The sequence below is a fragment of the Pseudomonas sp. UV AK001 genome (assembly GCF_046097675.1).
Taxonomy (GTDB): domain Bacteria; phylum Pseudomonadota; class Gammaproteobacteria; order Pseudomonadales; family Pseudomonadaceae; genus Aquipseudomonas; species Aquipseudomonas kribbensis.
Map to the genome: position 1 here is coordinate 226,343 of NZ_JBJUVZ010000003.1, position 14,261 is coordinate 240,603.

At 60.4% G+C, this 14,261-nt stretch carries 15 protein-coding genes; 6 read left to right on the forward strand and 9 right to left on the reverse strand.

The genetic code is table 11. The features are described from left to right. Positions 1-112: 112 nt before the first annotated feature. From ACKLNA_RS12005 to ACKLNA_RS12015, 3 genes are all read right to left on the reverse strand, one after another. Positions 113-868: a DeoR family transcriptional regulator gene (locus ACKLNA_RS12005; protein ID WP_085709487.1), complete on the reverse strand. Its 756-nt coding sequence runs from the start codon at positions 866-868 to the stop codon at positions 113-115. Between the two features lie 95 nt (positions 869-963). Next, on the reverse strand, positions 964-2,466 hold the full coding sequence (gene glpK / locus ACKLNA_RS12010) for a glycerol kinase GlpK (RefSeq protein ID WP_085709488.1): 1,503 nt from the start codon (positions 2,464-2,466) through the stop codon (positions 964-966). 78 nt (positions 2,467-2,544) lie between these two features. Next, positions 2,545-3,396: an MIP/aquaporin family protein gene (locus ACKLNA_RS12015; RefSeq protein ID WP_134827960.1), complete on the reverse strand. Its 852-nt coding sequence runs from the start codon at positions 3,394-3,396 to the stop codon at positions 2,545-2,547. Between the two features lie 361 nt (positions 3,397-3,757). On the opposite strand from ACKLNA_RS12015, the gene ybaK reads away from it, so the two are divergent. Next, positions 3,758-4,228 carry a Cys-tRNA(Pro) deacylase gene (gene ybaK / locus ACKLNA_RS12020; RefSeq protein WP_408985983.1) on the forward strand — a complete coding sequence of 157 codons (471 nt, stop codon included), beginning with the start codon at positions 3,758-3,760 and terminating at the stop codon, positions 4,226-4,228. A gap of 89 nt (positions 4,229-4,317) precedes the next feature. Continuing rightward, entirely contained in the window at positions 4,318-5,100 is a 783-nt protein-coding gene (locus tag ACKLNA_RS12025) for a PhzF family phenazine biosynthesis protein (protein WP_408985984.1), read from the forward strand. A 49-nt stretch (positions 5,101-5,149) separates the two neighbouring features. On the opposite strand, the gene ACKLNA_RS12030 is transcribed toward ACKLNA_RS12025, so the two are convergent. Next, positions 5,150-6,259 carry an ABC transporter ATP-binding protein gene (locus tag ACKLNA_RS12030; RefSeq protein ID WP_114885218.1) on the reverse strand — a complete coding sequence of 370 codons (1,110 nt, stop codon included), beginning with the start codon at positions 6,257-6,259 and terminating at the stop codon, positions 5,150-5,152. After that, positions 6,256-7,176 (reverse strand): ornithine carbamoyltransferase, encoded by a 921-nt coding sequence (gene argF / locus ACKLNA_RS12035; RefSeq protein WP_085709493.1) that lies wholly within the window; start codon positions 7,174-7,176, stop codon positions 6,256-6,258. Before argF ends, ACKLNA_RS12030 begins: the two co-directional genes overlap by 4 nt. 392 nt (positions 7,177-7,568) lie before the next feature. On the opposite strand from argF, the gene ACKLNA_RS12040 reads away from it, so the two are divergent. The 3 genes from ACKLNA_RS12040 to grxD all read left to right on the forward strand — a co-directional run bounded on the left by ACKLNA_RS12040 (position 7,569) and on the right by grxD (position 10,541). Then, positions 7,569-7,859 carry a hypothetical protein gene (locus ACKLNA_RS12040; protein WP_065258633.1) on the forward strand — a complete coding sequence of 97 codons (291 nt, stop codon included), beginning with the start codon at positions 7,569-7,571 and terminating at the stop codon, positions 7,857-7,859. Positions 7,860-7,996: 137 nt separating this feature from the next. Further along, entirely contained in the window at positions 7,997-10,102 is a 2,106-nt protein-coding gene (locus tag ACKLNA_RS12045; protein ID WP_408985985.1) for a molybdopterin oxidoreductase family protein, read from the forward strand. A 97-nt stretch (positions 10,103-10,199) separates the two neighbouring features. Further along, entirely contained in the window at positions 10,200-10,541 is a 342-nt protein-coding gene (gene grxD / locus ACKLNA_RS12050) for a Grx4 family monothiol glutaredoxin (RefSeq protein ID WP_039765841.1), read from the forward strand. A gap of 106 nt (positions 10,542-10,647) precedes the next feature. Here the strand turns inward: grxD and bfr are convergent, their stop codons facing one another. Then, complete coding sequence (gene bfr / locus ACKLNA_RS12055) at positions 10,648-11,124, reverse strand: bacterioferritin (RefSeq protein ID WP_114885214.1); 477 nt, start codon at positions 11,122-11,124, stop codon at positions 10,648-10,650. Between the two features lie 200 nt (positions 11,125-11,324). After that, the gene (locus ACKLNA_RS12060) at positions 11,325-11,543 is read right to left on the reverse strand and encodes a bacterioferritin-associated ferredoxin (protein ID WP_273541101.1); all 219 of its coding nucleotides are present in this window, start codon (positions 11,541-11,543) and stop codon (positions 11,325-11,327) included. Positions 11,544-11,834: 291 nt separating this feature from the next. On the opposite strand from ACKLNA_RS12060, the gene ACKLNA_RS12065 reads away from it, so the two are divergent. Then, a complete protein-coding gene (locus tag ACKLNA_RS12065; protein ID WP_007963972.1) occupies positions 11,835-12,437 on the forward strand; it encodes a peroxiredoxin in 603 nt (200 codons plus the stop codon). A gap of 74 nt (positions 12,438-12,511) precedes the next feature. Here the strand turns inward: ACKLNA_RS12065 and rnt are convergent, their stop codons facing one another. Together rnt and pyrC are read right to left on the reverse strand one after the other, a co-directional pair. Further along, a complete protein-coding gene (gene rnt, locus ACKLNA_RS12070) occupies positions 12,512-13,186 on the reverse strand; it encodes a ribonuclease T (RefSeq protein WP_085709496.1) in 675 nt (224 codons plus the stop codon). Then, the gene (gene pyrC, locus ACKLNA_RS12075; protein ID WP_047296199.1) at positions 13,183-14,229 is read right to left on the reverse strand and encodes a dihydroorotase; all 1,047 of its coding nucleotides are present in this window, start codon (positions 14,227-14,229) and stop codon (positions 13,183-13,185) included. Before pyrC ends, rnt begins: the two co-directional genes overlap by 4 nt. Positions 14,230-14,261: the final 32 nt, after the last annotated feature.

Consider the following 14,261-nt stretch of genomic DNA (forward strand, 5'->3'; position numbering starts at 1 on the left):
CGCAGCCAGTCGACTTCGATTGAAAAAACTCATCGAAGGGCGGCTAAAAGAAAATATTCGAACATCAGATGCGCATAAGGCGCCCATGAAGGCGCCTTATGCGTGAGGAGGGTTAAACGACTTCCAGACGAATCTTGTTCTGGCTCAGCAGTTGCGCCAGGGCCGGCACCGGCTGCTGGTCGGTGACCAGGCAATCGATCAGGCTGATCGGGCCAAGTCGAATCATCGCGTTCCGGCCGAATTTGCTGGAGTCTGCCGCCAGGATCACCTGCCGGGCATTGGCGATGATCGCCTGGGACACCCGCACTTCCTGGTAATCGAAATCGAGCAGGCTGCCGTCTTCGTCGATACCGCTGATGCCCACCAGCGCAAAGTCGACCTTGAACTGATTGATGAAGTCCACGCTCGCCTGACCCACCACGCCGCCGTCGCGACGGACATTGCCGCCGGTGAGCAACACATCGAAATCATCCTTGGCGCTGAGCATCGAAGCGACGTGCAGATTGTTGGTGATGATTTTCAGATGACTGTGGTTGAGCAGGGCGCGGGCGATGGATTCGGTGGTGGTGCCGATGTTGATGAACAGCGAGGCGTGATCGGGGATCTGCGCGGCGATGGCTTCACCGATGCGTTGTTTTTCATCGCGCATCTGATCGGCGCGCATCGCATAGGCAGTGTTTTCGACGCTGGAATCATAGGCGGCGCCGCCATGGTAGCGACGCAGCAGATTGGCTTCCGCCAGTTGATTGATATCGCGGCGGATGGTTTGCGGGGTAACAACGAACAGCGTGGCCATTTCCTCGATGCTCACATAGCCGCGTTCGCGGACCAGCTCGAGGATTTGCTGCTGACGGGGAGGCAGATTCATGGGGCTTCCTTTGGGCTGCCGTGCAAAATTTGCCCATGATGCCGCAGGAATCCGCTCCCGACCAGTTACATGCCGTTACCAGTCCTCAGACTGGCTTATTCAGCGTCCTCACGTTCCCAGTCACGGGTACGGCTGACGGCTTTTTTCCAGCCTTTATACAGCTTCTCTTTTGCCGCTTCGTCCAGGCTCGGTTCGAACTCGCGCTCGATGACCGCCTTGCCGCGCAGTTCTTCCAGGCTGCCCCAGAAGCCGCACGCCAGGCCGGCCAGGTACGCCGCACCCAGTGCAGTGGTTTCGCGCATTTGCGGGCGCTCGACCTGAGTGCCGAGGATGTCGGCCTGGAACTGCATCAGGAAGTTGTTCGCCACCGCACCGCCGTCCACGCGCAGGGCCTTGAGGCGTTCGCCGGAGTCCTGTTGCATGGCGTCGAGCACGTCGCGGGTCTGGTAGGCGATCGATTCCAGCGCCGCGCGGATGATGTGATCCACGCGTACGCCGCGAGTCAGGCCGAACAGCGCGCCACGGGCATACGGGTCCCAGTAGGGAGCGCCGAGGCCGGTGAAGGCTGGCACCAGATACACGCCGTTGCTGTCCTTCACTTTATTGGCGAAGTACTCGGTGTCGTGGGCGTCGTTGATGATTTTCAGTTCATCGCGCAGCCACTGCACGGTCGAACCGCCGTTGAACACAGCGCCTTCCAGTGCGTAGGCCACTTCGCCGCGCGGGCCGCAGGCGATGGTGGTGAGCATGCCGTGTTGCGATTTCACCGCTTTGTCGCCGGTGTTCATCAGCAGGAAGCAGCCGGTGCCGTAGGTGTTTTTCGCCTGGCCCGGCTCGACGCACATCTGGCCGAACAGTGCAGCTTGCTGGTCACCGGCGATACCGCCAATGGCGATGCCGCTCTTGGTGCGACCGTAGATTTCCGAGGAGGCTTTGACTTCCGGCAGCATCTCGCGCGGGATGTCGAGGATCTCCAGCATCTTCGAATCCCACTCCAGCGAGTGGATGTTGAAGAGCATGGTCCGCGAGGCGTTGGTGTAGTCGGTGACGTGCACCTTGCCGCCGGTGAATTTCCAGATCAGCCAGCTGTCGACGGTGCCGAACAGCAGTTCGCCATTGCGCGCACGTTCGCGGCTGCCTTCGACATTGTCGAGGATCCACTTCAGTTTGGTGCCGGAGAAGTACGGGTCGGTGACCAGGCCGGTGTTCTCGCGGATGTAGTCTTCATGACCGTCGCGCTTGAGCTGCTGGCAGATCTCGGTGCTGCGGCGGCATTGCCAGACGATCGCGTTGTAGACCGGGCGGCCGGTGGTCTTGTCCCAGACCACGGTGGTTTCACGCTGGTTGGTGATGCCGATGGCAGCTACCTGGTCGTGATGCAGACCGGCCTGGGCCAGCGCTTCAACCATTACTGCGCTCTGGGTGGCGAAGATTTCCATCGGGTCGTGTTCGACCCAACCGGCTTGCGGGTAATGCTGGGCGAATTCGCGCTGCGCGGTGCAGACCACGTTCGCATCGCGGTCGAAAATGATCGCGCGGGAGCTGGTCGTACCCTGATCGAGGGCAATGATGTAGTTCTTATTCTGAATGTCGGTCATGTCGATTGCCTTGGACGAAATAAGGGTGAGTGGGCCGTGGCGCGGGCTCGAAATGGGCAGGAACCCGCGCCGACTGTTTCAAGAAGTTCTTGGTTTGCCGTCAATGGCCGGTTCTGCGTCCTTTGTAGCAGGTGTGGCGCCGGTCAGGTGACGGGCAATCAGCCCGCGATACCCGGCAGCGCCGAGGCAGGCACCGACAATCGGTGCAAAAATCGGAATCAGGAAGTACGGGATTTCACGGGCGCCGGTGAAGGAAATTTCACCCCAGCCCGCGAAGAAAGTCATCAGTTTCGGACCGAAGTCACGGGCCGGGTTCATCGCGAAACCGGTCAGCGGGCCCATCGAACTGCCGATCACGGCAATCAGCAGGCCGATCAGCAGCGGCGCAAGCGGGCCTTTCGGCAGGCCGTTGTTGTCGTCGGTCAGGGACATGATCACGCCCATCAGGATCGCCGTGATGATTACCTCGACCAGGAACGCCTGGGCAGTCGACAGCGCAGGGTTCGGGAAGGTGGAGAACACCGAGGCCAGTTCCAGGCTGGCAGCCGAGCCACGAACCATATGGTGAGTTTGTTCGAAATCGAAGAACAGGTTGCTGTAAAGCGTGTAAACCAACAGCGCGCCGCAGAAGGCGCCGGCGACCTGGGAAAGAATGTAGAACGGCAGTTTGCGCTTTTCGAAGTCGGCGAAAATGCTCAGGGCGATACTGACGGCAGGGTTCAGGTGCGCGCCGGAAACTCCGGCGGTGAGGTAGATCGCCATGCTCACGCCGACACCCCAGATGATGCTGATTTCCCACAGACCGAAGCTTGCGCCCGCGACCTTGAGCGCGGCGACGCAGCCTGTACCGAAAAAGATCAGCAGTGCAGTACCCAGAAACTCGGCCAGGCATTGGCTCGAGAGCGATGGTTGCTGTAACGCAGTTGTCATTGAAAACCTCGGTTTTTGTTGTTGTCTGGCGCGTTTGCCGACAGGGCAAGGCGCGATTTTCGCCGGGGCAGGATCCCCATCCTGTTCCCGGTTTACTGCTGGGTGCTGCGGTGACGATAATTCTTACATTATTCAGATTCGAAAAAATATAGACAAGAAACAAAGCTGTCAAAGGTCGAAAGTGAACCGTCAGTCACAAATAAACTATCAGTCAGGTGAATGATCCTGCGGGGCACCCGTTGGGCAATGCGGCTGTCAGCCTGCAAGCCCCGGGAAACGTGGCGCGCAGTAGAGCCTTTTGCGTGGCGATGGCCTAGAATCCGGCGCAGGATTTTTTGCCACTGCCGAGCCTGGAGCTGCCATGACCCCTGCGTTGGACTTGTTGAAAAAAGTTCGTGCCGAACATCGCGTGCACAGTTACGAACATGACCCCAAGGCCGCGTCCTACGGCCTGGAGGCCGCGGAAAAGCTGGGGCTGGAGCCGGCGCAGGTGTTCAAGACGCTGCTGGCAGCCAGCGAAAAAGGCGAATTGCTGGTGGCGGTGGTGCCGGTCGTCGGAAGTCTCGACCTCAAAGGGCTGGCTCACGCTGCCGGAGTGAAGAAAGTGGAAATGGCCGACCCGGCCGCCGCGCAACGTTCCACCGGTTACCTGTTGGGCGGCATCAGCCCGCTGGGGCAGAAAAAACGCCTGCGCACCTTCATTGATAATTCCGCCCAGGGTTTTGCGAGCATTTATGTCAGTGCCGGTCGACGCGGCCTGGAAGTCGAACTGGCGCCCGCCGTCCTCGCCGAGCACACCCAGGCGAAGTTCGCCGACATCGGTCGCGCCTGAGTTCTGTATGAGAAAAATTGACCGGTTCTGTCACTGGCGATGAACGAGCCGTAGCGGCATGCTCTTTCGACTGACACAGGGAGAAGGTTATGCAGCTCGAGTTTCATCAGGTCGACGCATTCAGTGATCGGCCGTTCAGTGGCAACCCGGCGATGGTCTATCGGCTCGACGCCTGGCTCGCGGACGACTTGATGCAGAAAATCGCCGCCGAACACAATCTGGCGGAAACCGCGTTTCTGGTGCGCGAAGGCCAGGCCTGGCATATCCGCTGGTTCACGCCGACCACCGAGGTGCCGTTGTGCGGTCACGCCACGCTGGCCAGTGCCTATGTGTTGTACGAGATCTACAAGGAAACAGCCGAGCGTCTGGATTTCACCTGCAAGTCCGGGCCGTTGAGTGTCAGCCGCGAAGGTGGCCGGCTTTGGCTGGATTTCCCGGCCATTGAAGCGGTGGAGAAAGGCGTCACCGTGGAGATCGAGCGTGCGCTGAATGTCCAGGCAGTGGATGTTCTGAGTTCCAACGAGCTGTTCGTGGTGCTGGAGTCCGAACAGGCGGTGCTCGATTGCACGCCGGACATGGTCGCTCTCGCCAAGCTTCCTTGGCTCGGCGCCATCGTCACAGCCCGGGGTAACCAGCATGATTTCGTCTCGCGCTACTTCGCTCCGGCGATCGGCATCGATGAAGACCCGGTCACGGGGTCGACCCATTGCAGCCTGATTCCGTACTGGTCCAAACGTCTGGGCAAATCGAGCCTGACCGCGTGCCAGCGTTCGGCGCGGGGCGGGGAGCTGTTCTGTCGGCTGGAAGGCGAGCGGGTGAAGATCGGCGGGAATGCGACGCTGGTGGCCAGCGGCACATTGATGCTGGGCTGAAGCCAAAAAATAAGGGAGCCATCGGGCTCCCTTATTGTTTTTGTACAGATCAGTGCGCAGTGCTGTAGCGGCGAACGCCGTTTTCCACCGCTGGAATCTGCGCTGCCGTGCTGCCACTGGCCTGGAACAACACCAGATGTTCAGCCGCCACGCGAATCCCGACATCCGCACCAACCTGATGGTCAGCGTGGCTCGGGAAGATCGATTCCAGTTGCGCGCCGGTAGGCAGTTGCAGGCGATACAGGGTCGAAGCCCCGAGGAAGGTCTTGCCGACGATCCGTGCTTTCAAGCCGCTGTCCGGCGCATAAACGATGTCATCCGGACGCAGCAGCACATCCACCGCGCCGCCGGTCGGCCAGGTGTAGGCGCGATTGCCGCGCAGTTCGCCGAGTTCGGTGTGCACCGACTCCGGGCTGCCGAGCTGGCCGCGGATGAAGTAGCCCTGACCGATGAAACTGGCCACAAACGGCGTCGCCGGTTCGTGGTAGAGGTTGTACGGCGTATCCCACTGCTCCAGACGGCCTTCCTTGAACACACCGACGTGATCGCTGACGGCGAAGGCTTCTTCCTGATCGTGAGTCACCAGAATCGCGCTGGTGCCACGGGCCTTGAGAATGTCGCGCACCTCATGGCTGAGCTTGCGTCGCAGTTCTCCGTCGAGGTTGGAAAACGGCTCGTCGAGCAGCAGCAGTTGCGGCTCCGGCGCCAGGGCGCGGGCGAGGGCGACACGTTGTTGCTGTCCACCGGACAGTTCGTGCGGGAAGCGCTTGCCGAGGTTCTTCAGGTTGACCAGTTCCAGCAACTCTTCGACGACTCGCTCCTTGTTCGGGTGCTTGCGAATGCCGAAGGCGATGTTGTCCGCGACGCTCAGGTGCGGGAACAGTGCGTAGTCCTGAAACACCATGCCGATCCGGCGTTTTTCCGGGGCGAGGGTGAAGCCGGCGCTGGAGATGGTTTCACCGCCGAGCTGGATTTCCCCTTCATGTACCGGCTCGAAACCGGCGATGGCGCGCAGGGTGGTGGTCTTGCCGCAGCCCGAGGAACCGAGCAGGCAACCGATGTCACCGGCGTTGAGGTGCAGATTGAGGTTCTGCACCACACGTTGATCTTGATAGCCGCAAGCGAGGTTGCGCAGGTTCAGCAGTAATTCATGACTCATGCGTGGTGATATGCCGGTTCGACGAGGAACTCGAGCAGGGCCTTCTGTGCGTGGAGACGGTTTTCTGCCTGATCCCAGGCGACGGAGCGCGGGTCATCGAGCAGGTCGAGGCTGATTTCCTCCCCGCGGTGGGCAGGCAGGCAGTGCATGAATAGCACGTCCTCGGCGGCCAGGTCGAGCAGGGCGCGATTGACCTGGAACGGCGCGAACAGCTGGAGACGCTTGGCGGTTTCTTCTTCCTGGCCCATGGAGGTCCAGACGTCGGTGCTCACCAGATGCGCACCGCGCACGGCGTCCTTCGGGTCGCGGACGATGGTCACGCGGTCACCGGCCCTGGCGACGAACTCGGGATTCGGCTCGTAGCCTTCCGGGCAGGCCACGCGCAACTGGAAGTCGAACTGGATCGCCGCTTCTATATAGCTGTTGCACATGTTGTTGCCGTCGCCGATCCAGGCCACGGTCTTGCCCTGGATCGAGCCACGGTGTTCGAGGAAAGTCTGCATGTCGGCCAGCAACTGGCACGGGTGCAGGTCATCGGACAGGCCGTTGATCACCGGCACGCGGGAGTTGGCGGCGAATTCGGTCAGGGTGCTGTGGGCAAAGGTACGGATCATCACCGCGTCGAGCATGCTCGACATGACGATGGCGCAGTCGCCGATGGGCTCGCCACGGCCCAGTTGGGTGTCGCGCGGCGAAAGGAAGATCGCCTGGCCACCGAGCTGGATCATGCCGGCCTCGAAGGAGATCCGGGTACGGGTCGAGGATTTCTCGAAGATCATCCCCAGGACGCGGTTTTTCAGAGGCTCGAACAGTACGCCGCGGTTACGCAGGTCCTTGAGCTCAACGCCTCGACGGATCACGCTGACCAGCTCTTCGGGCGTGCAATCCATCAGGGAGAGAAAGTGCCTTGCGCTCATCATTGACTACCTTTTTGCTACAAACCGCAGATGCTCAAAGCCTTGTTTACAGGAACAACGGGCGAGACCTGCGGCGTAAGCCGCACGGGGCGACGAAATAGGGGGAGGCGCGATATTGACACTAAATGTCGCGTTTTTCCAATAGGCTACGATTTTTGCGGATTGTGCGGGGGTGACGAGGTCACTCGAAGCGCCGGTTTGGAGCCGGGTTCCAGACCTTTGTACACTGGCGCCGCCGGGCTTGGCAATCAGGCAGGGCGGGGATGGAGCAGGCCTGGTCGGTTTGCGACCGGTCGGCCATGGAAGCGCTGGTCGGATGTCAGACCTGAAACATTTGCTAAAGCAAAGTGCTGGGTTATAAATAACTCACGAGCGACGCAGGAAGCCTCCGCATGGAATCGAAAGAAAAACTGTTAATGGAATTGCTGGGCCACACGGCACGCTCACTGACTCATCTGACCGCTTCGGTCACCTCCTTGTCCTTCGAACTGCTGCGCAGTGAAGACGAAGTGGTCAAGACCGCCGGCCGCCACATGATCGATCGCATGGCCACCATCAGCACCGGGCTTGACGAGCACTGGCGCCTGATCGGCGAACTCACCGGCGTGCACGTCGCCCACGAGCAGATCGAAACCATTCAGGAAATCCAGCTGGCCGCACCGCCCCAGTTGCCTTCCAACTGATCGCGATGAAGGGCTATCGGCTCGCCTGATGGTCGTCGATTCACAAGACGAACGTCGCTGGCGCCACGCCCGGTCACGCGCCATAGTTTTGTTCCCGCAGGCGTTATTGCCTGCCCAGAACAAGACAGAGACTGGCCATGACCAAGACTCTCCATCACCGTGCGTGCCACCTGTGCGAAGCCATCTGCGGCCTGAGCATCGAAACCACTGAAACCGACGGCCAGGTGCAGATCACCTCGATCAAGGGTGACGCACTGGATACTTTCAGTCGCGGGCACATCTGCCCCAAGGCCGTGGCGCTGCAAGACATCCAGAACGATCCGGATCGCCTGCGCCAGCCCATGCGCCGGGTCGGCAGTGAATGGTTGCCGATCGGGTGGGAAGAGGCTTTTGAGCTGGTGGCTGAAAAGCTCTCGGCGATTCAGGCGCAACACGGGCAGAACGCGGTTGCCGTGTATCAGGGCAATCCGAGCGTGCACAACTACGGGCTGATGACCCACAGCAATTACTTTCTGGGCCTGCTGAAAACCCGTAATCGTTACTCGGCCACTTCTGTCGACCAATTGCCCCATCACCTGACCAGCTACTTGATGTACGGCCACGGTTTGCTGCTGCCGATCCCGGACATCGATCACACCGACTTCATGCTGATCCTGGGCGGAAATCCGCTGGCGTCCAACGGCAGCATCATGACCGTGCCGGATGTGGAAAAACGTTTGAAGGCCATCCAGGCCCGGGGCGGCAAAGTGGTGGTGGTCGATCCGCGGCGCAGCGAGACGGCGGCGATGGCCGACCAGCATCTTTTCGTGCGTCCCGGTGGCGATGCTGCGTTGCTGTTTGGTGTGCTCAATACGCTGTTCAGCGAAGGACTGACGTCGGACAGCCATCTGCCGGTGGACGGTCTGGACGAGGTGCGCGCAGCAGTGGCGGCGTTCACGGCCGAAGCCATGAGCCCGTTGTGTGCCGTTCCCGCCGAACAGATCCGCCAACTGGCCCGGGACTTCGCCGCTGCGCCACGCGCCGTCTGCTACGGCCGGATGGGGGTTTCCACCCAGGCCTTCGGCACGCTGTGCCATTGGGTCGTGCAACTGATCAATCTGGTGACCGGCAATCTCGACCGGGTGGGCGGCGCTCTGTGCACCGAGCCGGCGGTGGATCTGGTGGCGTCCACCTCGGGCGGGCATTTCAACAAATGGCAAAGCCGTGTCTCGGGGCGCCCGGAGTACGGCGGCGAGCTGCCGGTCTCGGCGCTGGCCGAAGAGATGCTCACCGAAGGTGAAGGGCAGATTCGCGCGTTGATCACCGTCGCCGGCAATCCGGTGCTGTCCACGCCCAACGGCCGGCAACTGGAGCAGGCGCTGGACGGGCTGGAGTTCATGGTCAGCGTCGACCTGTACATCAACGAAACCACGCGCTACGCCGACCTGATCCTGCCGTCCACCTCGGCGCTGGAGAACGATCACTACGACACCACCTTCAACCTGTTCGCGGTGCGCAATGTCACCCGTTTCAACCGGGCAATCCTCGCCAAACCCGAAGGTGCGCTGCATGACTGGGAGATCTTCGTCGGCCTGGCCAAGGCCTTTGCGGCGAAGACCGACAAGGAACTGAAGCCGACCATGCCGCCGGCGAAGATGATCGACATGGGACTGCGCATGGGCCTGTATGGCGACGCCTCCGAGCACAAGCTGTCGCTGGCGACGCTGTTCGATCATCCCCACGGCGTTGATCTGGGGGCGCTGAAGCCGAACCTGGCACCGCGATTGAAGACTGCCAATCAACGCGTCCAGGCAGCGCCGCCGGAAATTCTTGCCGACCTGGCGCGTTTCTCTGCCTTGCAGGCGCCGGCCGCCGGTGAGCTGCTGATGATTGGTCGTCGTCACGTGCGTAGCAACAACTCGTGGATGCACAACTATCATCGACTGGTGAAGGGCAAGCCGCGTCATCAGTTGCTGATGAACCCGGAGGATCTCGCCAGTCGCGGGCTCAGTGATGGTCAGCTTGTGCGCGTCAGTTCGCGGGTCGGGCAGATCGAGGTCGAAGTGCTCGGCAGTGCCGACATGATGCCGGGCGTGGTCAGCCTGCCCCACGGCTGGGGCCATGCCCGACCGGGTGTGCAGATGGCGATTGCCAGCGGCCAGCCGGGTTCCAGCGCCAACGATCTGACCGATGAATGCCAGCTCGACGAGCTGTCGGGCAATGCGGCGCTCAACGGCGTGCCGGTGACGGTGGCGGCGGCTTGAGGAAGTCTGTCGGGGAGACCGAGCAGGGCGCTCGGGATTCCGTTACAATGCGCCACCGTGCCGACCCATAAGTCGGAAAGTTCAGCCGAGGTGCTCCATGGATATCATCGAAACGATTAAAGAGCAGATTGCCAACAACACCATTCTGCTTTACATGAAAGGCTCGCCGAATGCCCCGCAGTGTGGCTTCTCCGCGAAAGCTGCGCAGGCTGTGATGGGCTGTGGCGAGAAGTTCGCCTACGTCGACATCCTGCAGAACCCGGAAATCCGTGCCAACCTGCCGAAGTACGCCAACTGGCCGACTTTCCCGCAGCTGTGGGTAGCCGGTGAACTGGTCGGCGGCAGCGACATCATGGCTGAAATGTTCGCCAACGGTGAGCTGCAGACTCTGGTCAAGGAAGCATCCGCCAAGGCTGCTGCGGCCAAGTCCGAAGCCTGATCGGTTTCAGCCCGGATTTCGGCGAGTCTGAAGTCCGGGCAATAAAAAGCCCCGCCTCTCGAAAGAGGGCGGGGCTTTTTAATGTCTCGCGTTCAGCGCTTGCTGATTACTCGTCGTCGCCCATCTGCGATTGCAGATAGTTCTCAAGACCGACTTTATCGATCAGGCCCAGTTGGGTTTCCAGCCAGTCGATGTGTTCTTCTTCGGATTCGAGAATGTCTTCAAGCAGTTCGCGGCTGCCGAAGTCGCCAACCGATTCGCAGTGAGCGATGGCGGCCTTCAGATCGGCGTGGCCGGTCTTCTCGATACGCAGGTCGCACTCCAGCATTTCCTTGGTGTGCTCGCCGATATGCAGCTTGCCCAGGTCCTGCACGTTCGGCAGGCCTTCGAGGAACAGGATGCGCTTGATCAGCTTGTCCGCGTGCTTCATCTCGTCGATGGATTCGTGGTACTCGTGCTTGCCCAGTTTGTTCAGGCCCCAATCTTCATACATGCGTGCATGCAGGAAGTACTGATTGATCGCGACCAGCTCATTGGCAAGGATCTTGTTGAGATGCTGGATGACTGTTACGTCGCCTTTCATGATGGGAGTCCTGCCCTAAGTAGCGGTATATAAGGCGGAGTTTGAGCTTGGTATTTATAAGTGTCAAACCTAAGTTATTGAATAATATATGAAAATTAATCGGAATAAGAATGTTTGTGTTCCGCGTCTAGTCGCTAAGCAATTGATTTGCAGGCATAAAAAAACCGGACATTAGTCCGGTTCTTCGAAAGAGGGGGCAATTACGCGGCAGTAAATTCTACAGGGTAGGGGATCGCGGCCTGGACGGTTTGCAGCTTGGTCAGGGTTTCGCGTACCACTTCCTTCGCAAGGCAGGCACATTTGCCGCATTGGCTGGCTACGCCGGTGGCCTGACGGACTTCTTTATAGCTGCAGCAACCTTCATAGATCGCTTCGCGGATCTGTCCGTCGGTGACGCCAGTGCAGAGGCAAACATACATAAGTGAGAACCGTCGCTGGTTGTGGCTCAATTGCGATGGATCTTAATGTTAACGAGAATGATTGTCAAAGTGCTTTCCCAACGGTTTTCATCGCCAACAGCTGTGACTGACGAACGGTGGTGCATGGCCGAATGCCAGCCGGGATTTCGCGAAAAACCTTTGAGGACAGTCGAAAAACGCAGTGTATGATGGTCGGCCCTTGCGAAGGGGGGTCGTGTCACAGGGCTGTCGCCTGAGGGTGACAGGCTGGCGCGGACCCTGAACTTCAAGTTTCTACACCAGGAGATATCAATGAGCGTACTCGTAGGCAAACAAGCCCCTGACTTCACCGTCCCGGCCGTACTCGGCAATGGCGAGATCGTTGACAGCTTCACCCTGTCCTCGGCCATCAAAGGCAAATACGGCCTGGTGTTCTTCTATCCGCTGGACTTCACCTTCGTCTGCCCGTCCGAGCTGATCGCTCTGGACAACCGCATGGCTGACTTCAAGGCGCGCAACGTAGAAGTGGTCGCTGTGTCGATCGACTCGCACTTCACCCACAACGCCTGGCGCAACACCCCGGTCAACAATGGCGGCATCGGCCAGGTGAAATACACCATGGCTGCCGACATGAAGCACGAAATCGCCAAGGCCTACGACGTTGAATCCGAAGGCGGCGTGGCTTTCCGTGGCGCGTTCCTGATCGACGACAAGGGCGTTGTCCGCTCGCAGATCATCAACGACCTGCCGCTGGGCCGTAACATGGAAGAGCTGATCCGTCTGGTCGACGCTCTGCAATTCCACGAAGAGCACGGCGAAGTCTGCCCTGCCAACTGGAAAAAAGGCGACAAAGGCATGAACGCTTCGCCGGAAGGTGTTGCGGCTTACCTGACCGAGAACGCTGCTGCCCTGTAAGGCGCAACGTCGAGGTACAAAAAAACCGGCTCTTGAGCCGGTTTTTTCATGCGCGGGATTTAACCCGACGACCATCAGTCGTCGAAGTCTTCCCAGCCGCCCATCTGCTTCCAGCGGTTGACGATGCCGCAGAACAGCTCGGCAGTCTTCTCGGTGTCGTAACGCGCGGAGTGCGCTTCACGGCCATCGAAATCGATGTCGGCTGCCTGACAGGCTTTCGCCAGCACGGTCTGACCGTAAGCCAGACCCGCGAGGGTCGCGGTGTCGAAGCTGGAGAACGGGTGGAACGGATTGCGCTTCATGTCCAGCCGCGCGACGGCAGCGTTGAGGAAGCCCAGGTCGAAGCTGCTGTTGTGGCCGACCAGGATCGCCCGCTTGCAACCATTGGCCTTCAAGGCCTTGCGCACGCCACGGAAGATATCGGTCAGGGCCGTTTCTTCACTGACCGCCATGCGCAACGGATGATCGAGCTTGATCCCGGTGAACTCCAGCGCGGCCGCTTCGATGTTGGCGCCTTCGAACGGCTCGACACGGAAGAAGTAGGTGTGATCCGGGTAGACGAAACCCTTTTCATCCATGGCGATGGTGGTCGCGGCAATCTCCAGCAATGCGTCGGTGGCCGAGTTGAAGCCACCGGTCTCTACGTCGACGACAACCGGCAGGTAGCCGCGAAAGCGTGCTGCCATCGGATGGCGCGAACCGCCGCCACCTTGACCGTCCAGTTCGTCGTCGAAATGGTCTTCACTCACGCGTGTTCCTCCAGCAGGCGCCAGCGCAGTTTTTCACCGGCGCGCAGCGGGATAACGTTCAGCTCGCCGAAGGGCAGGCTGGTCGGGGCGGTCCATTCTTCACGAACCAGGGTGATACGGTCGGTGTTGGCCGGCAGGCCGTAGAAACGCGGGCCGTTGAGGCTGGCGAACGCTTCGAGCTTGTCCAGCGCATTGCGCTGCTCGAACGCTTCGGCATACAGCTCGATGGCAGCGTAAGCGGTGTAGCAGCCGGCGCAGCCGCAGGCGGCTTCCTTGGCGTGCTGGGCGTGCGGCGCCGAGTCGGTGCCGAGGAAGAACTTCGCGCTGCCACTGGTGGCCGCGTCGAGCAGAGCTTCCTGATGGGTATTACGCTTGAGGATCGGCAGGCAATAGAAATGCGGCCGGATCCCGCCCACCAGCATGTGGTTGCGGTTGTACAGCAGGTGATGCGCGGTGATGGTCGCGCCAACGTTGGCCGAAGCCTCGTTGACGAACTGCACGGCATCGCCGGTGGTGATGTGTTCGAACACGACCTTGAGCGTCGGGAAACGCTCGACCACGCGGCGCATGTGCTCGTCGATGAAGATTTTTTCGCGGTCGAACACGTCGACGTCGCCACGGGTGACTTCACCGTGGATCAACAGCGGCATGCCGACTTCGGCCATGGCTTCCAGCGCCGGGAAGATCTTGTCGATGCTGGTGACCCCGGAATCGGAGTTGGTGGTGGCGCCGGCCGGGTACAACTTGGCCGCGTGGACAAAACCGCTGGCCTTGGCTTCACGAATTTCTTCGGGCTGGGTACGGTCGGTGAGGTACAGCACCATCAACGGCTCGAAACGACTGCCGGCCGGGCGGGCAGCGAGAATCCGCTGGCGATAGCCGTCGGCTTCAGCGGCGTTGCGCACCGGAGGTACCAGGTTAGGCATGATGATGGCGCGACCAAAGGTGCGCGCAACATCTGCAACGGTATTGGTCAACACGGCACCATCGCGAAGATGAATGTGCCAGTCGTCGGGACGCAGCAGGGTCAGGCGGTCGGACATGAGGGGATTCCAGGCGGGTCAAACTGAGGCGA

What these genes read in the sequence shown, in the direction of transcription:
- ACKLNA_RS12005 (WP_085709487.1), bottom strand. Translation starts at nt 868, where the DNA reads ATGAATCTGCCTCCCCGTCAGCAGCAAATCCTCGAGCTGGTCCGCGAA.
- glpK (WP_085709488.1), bottom strand. Translation starts at nt 2,466, where the DNA reads ATGACCGACATTCAGAATAAGAACTACATCATTGCCCTCGATCAGGGT.
- ACKLNA_RS12015 (WP_134827960.1), bottom strand. Translation starts at nt 3,396, where the DNA reads ATGACAACTGCGTTACAGCAACCATCGCTCTCGAGCCAATGCCTGGCC.
- ybaK (WP_408985983.1), top strand. Translation starts at nt 3,758, where the DNA reads ATGACCCCTGCGTTGGACTTGTTGAAAAAAGTTCGTGCCGAACATCGC.
- ACKLNA_RS12025 (WP_408985984.1), top strand. Translation starts at nt 4,318, where the DNA reads ATGCAGCTCGAGTTTCATCAGGTCGACGCATTCAGTGATCGGCCGTTC.
- ACKLNA_RS12030 (WP_114885218.1), bottom strand. Translation starts at nt 6,259, where the DNA reads ATGAGTCATGAATTACTGCTGAACCTGCGCAACCTCGCTTGCGGCTAT.
- argF (WP_085709493.1), bottom strand. Translation starts at nt 7,176, where the DNA reads ATGAGCGCAAGGCACTTTCTCTCCCTGATGGATTGCACGCCCGAAGAG.
- ACKLNA_RS12040 (WP_065258633.1), top strand. Translation starts at nt 7,569, where the DNA reads ATGGAATCGAAAGAAAAACTGTTAATGGAATTGCTGGGCCACACGGCA.
- ACKLNA_RS12045 (WP_408985985.1), top strand. Translation starts at nt 7,997, where the DNA reads ATGACCAAGACTCTCCATCACCGTGCGTGCCACCTGTGCGAAGCCATC.
- grxD (WP_039765841.1), top strand. Translation starts at nt 10,200, where the DNA reads ATGGATATCATCGAAACGATTAAAGAGCAGATTGCCAACAACACCATT.
- bfr (WP_114885214.1), bottom strand. Translation starts at nt 11,124, where the DNA reads ATGAAAGGCGACGTAACAGTCATCCAGCATCTCAACAAGATCCTTGCC.
- ACKLNA_RS12060 (WP_273541101.1), bottom strand. Translation starts at nt 11,543, where the DNA reads ATGTATGTTTGCCTCTGCACTGGCGTCACCGACGGACAGATCCGCGAA.
- ACKLNA_RS12065 (WP_007963972.1), top strand. Translation starts at nt 11,835, where the DNA reads ATGAGCGTACTCGTAGGCAAACAAGCCCCTGACTTCACCGTCCCGGCC.
- pyrC (WP_047296199.1), bottom strand. Translation starts at nt 14,229, where the DNA reads ATGTCCGACCGCCTGACCCTGCTGCGTCCCGACGACTGGCACATTCAT.